General features: G+C 65.3%; 1 protein-coding gene and 1 pseudogene. Both read left to right on the top strand.

The genetic code is table 11. From position 1 onward, the window contains the following. Positions 1–400, top strand: a pseudogene (locus A5652_RS17825) (type VII secretion protein EccE); the annotation flags it as partial. Then, a complete protein-coding gene (gene eccA5 / locus A5652_RS17820; RefSeq protein WP_067354245.1) occupies positions 397–2,229 on the top strand; it encodes a type VII secretion system ESX-5 AAA family ATPase EccA5 in 1,833 nt (610 codons plus the stop codon). The pseudogene A5652_RS17825 and the gene eccA5, both read left to right, overlap by 4 nt. Positions 2,230–2,673: the final 444 nt, after the last annotated feature.

Here is a 2,673-nt window from a genome sequence, read left to right as displayed (position 1 = left end):
GAGCCGCCCCGGCTGGCGCCGTCTCAAGCACTTCAACGGGTTCGTCACCAGCCTGTGGTTGTCGCCGTCCGACATCACTACCGACAAGCTGGACGAGCTTTGGGAGGACGAAACCGTCGCCACGGTGCTGACCATCCGGCTCACCTCGCGCGCCGGCCGGCCGCAGGTATCGGCGTGGGTGCGATACCACACCGAGAAGCGGTTGCGCCGGAATGTCTCGTCGGGCCTCAACCGACTCACCGGCCGCCAGCTCGCGGCGGTGCGAGCCAGCCTGGCCGCCCCCACAGCGCGCCCCCTACTGGTCGTGCCGAGCCGTCCGCTGCGCGCCGACGATGACGACCTCACGCTATCCGTCGACCAGCTGCGAGGGAGCTCGGCGGGCGTACCTGTAGCGCAATGACGAGGCCGCAATCAACCGCTGAAGGCGCCCGTAATGCGATGGTCGCTGGCCTGTTGGCCTCCGGCGTCTCGGTCAATGGACTACAGCCCAGCCACAATCCGCAGGTGGCTTCGCAGATGTTCACGACGGCCACCAACCTGGATCCGGCGATGTGTGACGCCTGGCTGGCGAGGATCCTGGCGGGGGAACAGAGCATCGATGTGCTTTCCGGTGCGTGGTCCGCGATCCGGACCTTCGGTTGGGAGACCCGCCGGCTTGGAGTCACCGAGTTACAGTTCCGGCCCGAGGTTTCCGACGGGCTGTTTCTGCGGCTGGCGGTCACCACCGTGGAGACGTTGGCGTGTGCGTACGCCGCGGTTCTCGCCGAGGCGAAACGCTACGAGGAAGCCGCGAAACTGATCGACGGCGTCGAGCCCCGTCAACCCGTCGACGAGGAGCTGGTCAGCTACGTGCGCGGTGTGCTGTACTTCCGCACGGCCCGGTGGCCGGACGTGCTGACCCAGTTCGCGGAAGGGAAGTCCTGGCGGCAGCCCGAACTGAAGGCCGCTGGCGCGGCGATGGCCACCACGGCGCTGGCTTCGCTGGGTGTGTTCGAGGAGGCCTTGCGGCGGGGGCAAGAGGCCATCGAAGGCGATCGGGTGCCTGGCGCGGCCAACATCGCGCTGTACACCCAGGGCATGTGCCTGCGGCACCTGGGCCGCGAGGACGAGGCCGTCGAGCTGCTGCGGCGGGTCTACTCGCGGGACCCGAAGTTCACGCCGGCCCGCGAAGCGCTGGACAACCCCAATTTCCGCCTGGTCCTGACCGACCCCGAAACGATCGAGGCCCGGACCGACCCGTGGGATCCGGACAGCGCACCGACCCGGGCAGAGGCCGAGGCCGCTCGCCACGCCGAGGAGGCGGCGAAGTACCTCGCCGAGGGCGACGCCGAGCTCAACGCCATGCTCGGGATGGAACGCGCCAAGCGCGAGATCAAACTCATCAAGTCGACGACCAAGGTGAATCTGGCGCGTGCCAAGATGGGCCTTCCGGTGCCGGTCACGTCGCGCCACACGCTGTTGCTCGGTCCGCCCGGCACCGGAAAGACCTCGGTGGCAAGGGCTTTCAGCAAGCAACTATGCGGATTGACCGTGCTGCGCAAGCCCGTGGTGGTCGAGACCAGCCGCACCAAGCTATTGGGTCGCTACATGGCCGATGCGGAGAAGAACACCGAGGAGCTCCTGGAGGGCGCGTTGGGTGGCGCCGTCTTCTTCGATGAGATGCACACGCTGCACGAGAAGGGCTACCAGCAGGGCGACCCGTACGGCAACGCGATCATCAATACGTTGCTGCTGTACATGGAGAATCATCGCGACGAGCTGGTTGTGTTCGGCGCCGGCTACGCCAAGGCCATGGACAAGATGCTCGAAGTGAATCAGGGTCTGCGACGGCGCTTTTCGACCGTCATCGAGTTCTTCAGCTACACCCCGGACGAGCTGGTCGCGCTGACCCGGTTGATGGGCCAGGAGAACGAAGACGTCATCACCGATGAATCGGCGCAGGCGTTGTTGCCGTCGTACACGAAGTTTTATCTCGACGAAAGCTATTCGGAGGATGGCGATCTCATCCGGGGCATCGACACGCTCGGCAATGCCGGTTTCGTGCGCAACGTGGTGGAGAAGGCCCGCGACCACCGCAGTTTCCGTCTGGACGACGAGGACCTGGACGCGGTGCTGGCCAGCGACGTGACCGAATTCAGCGAACGTCAACTGCTGCGGTTCAAGGAATTGACCCAGGAAGATCTGGCCGAGGGCCTCAGCGCGGCGGTCGCCGAGAAGAAGTCGGACTGACCCGCCGTCATCGGGGCGGGGCCTATCACGGCATGTTGGGCACGACGGCCACGGTGATGGAGGACGCCGGTCCAATCGGAATGCCGGGCATGCCGCTCGCAGCCGGTCTGGGCGCACACGACGAATGGTTCGCGCCCTAATTTGGTCCGGCCCCGAGTCATAGCTCGTCCGCCCGCCGCGGGTTAAGACCGGGCGCAATCGGAATTCACGGTTAGCGGACGAGTTTTTGCACGACTCTTATTGGTAAATGCCGAGGCGCCAGCAACGGCATGAGTGCGGTTGGGACGGCTCACAGCTGCCCATAATCCCTTGTGAGCCCCCAGGATCGCTCCACAGGAAGTTGTCAGTAGCTAACCAGTGCCACAGCAGGCTGGCCGCGTCTACTCGTATAGGTGAACTCGAGAAGAACGGTGTTCGGCGATCTTGATCCCTGCTGTCTCGCCC

This window comes from Mycobacterium sp. 1165178.9, assembly GCF_001673555.1.
Lineage (GTDB): Bacteria > Actinomycetota > Actinomycetes > Mycobacteriales > Mycobacteriaceae > Mycobacterium.
The sequence above is the reverse complement of the archived record's forward strand: the minus strand, read 5'-3'. Positions and strand labels throughout refer to the sequence as shown.